The sequence below is a fragment of the Neisseria sp. P0001.S005 genome, from assembly GCF_051963715.1.
This window is the reverse complement of sequence record NZ_JBQCTZ010000453.1, coordinates 1-827: the sequence shown is the minus strand read 5'-3', so window position 1 is coordinate 827 and position 827 is coordinate 1. Positions and strand designations below refer to the sequence as shown.

Annotated in this window: 1 protein-coding gene; it reads left to right on the top strand. The window is 54.4% G+C overall.

Annotated elements, in window-relative coordinates:
• Positions 1-827: iron uptake system protein EfeO (gene efeO, locus ACTHSP_RS21000; RefSeq protein WP_440346885.1), on the top strand; the 827-nt coding region annotated here is incomplete at both ends.

Sequence of the window (827 nt, the reverse complement as noted above, 5' to 3'; positions counted from 1 at the left end):
CCTGAAGCCGAAAAAGCCGCGCCTGCCGCTTCAGGCGCATCCGCTGCCGCCAATGCCGACGGTTCGGTCAATATCGGCGTGAACGATACTGCTTGTGAACCAATGGAATTGACCGTCCCCAGCGGCCAAGTCGTGTTCAACATTAAAAACGACAGTGGCCGCAAGCTGGAATGGGAAATCCTGAAAGGCGTGATGGTGGTGGACGAGCGTGAAAACATCGCCCCGGGTTTATCCGACAAAATGACCGTTACCCTGCTGCCGGGCGAATATGAAATGACTTGCGGCCTGTTGACCAATCCGCGCGGTAAGCTGATTGTTACCGACAGCGGCTTCAAAGACACTGCCAACGAAGCCGATTTGGAAAAACTGGCGCAACCTCTGGCCGACTATAAAGCTTATGTTCAGGCGGAAGCCAAAGAGTTGGTTGCCAAAACCAAAGCCTTTACCGATGCTGTCAAAGCCGGCGACATTGAAAAGGCCAAATCCCTGTTTGCCGCCACCCGCGTCCATTACGAACGTATCGAACCGATTGCCGAGCTTTTCAGCGAACTCGACCCCGTCATCGACGCGCGTGAAGACGACTTCAAAGACGGTGCGAAAGATGCCGGATTTACCGGCTTCCACCGTATCGAACACGCCCTTTGGGTAGAAAAAGACGTATCCGGCGTGAAGGAAATTGCAGCCAAACTGATGACCGATGTCGAAGCACTGCAAAAAGAAATCGACGCATTGGCGTTTCCTCCGGGTAAGGTGGTCGGCGGCGCGTCCGAACTGATTGAAGAAGTGGCCGGCAGCAAAATCAGCGGCGAAGAAGACCGTTACAGCCA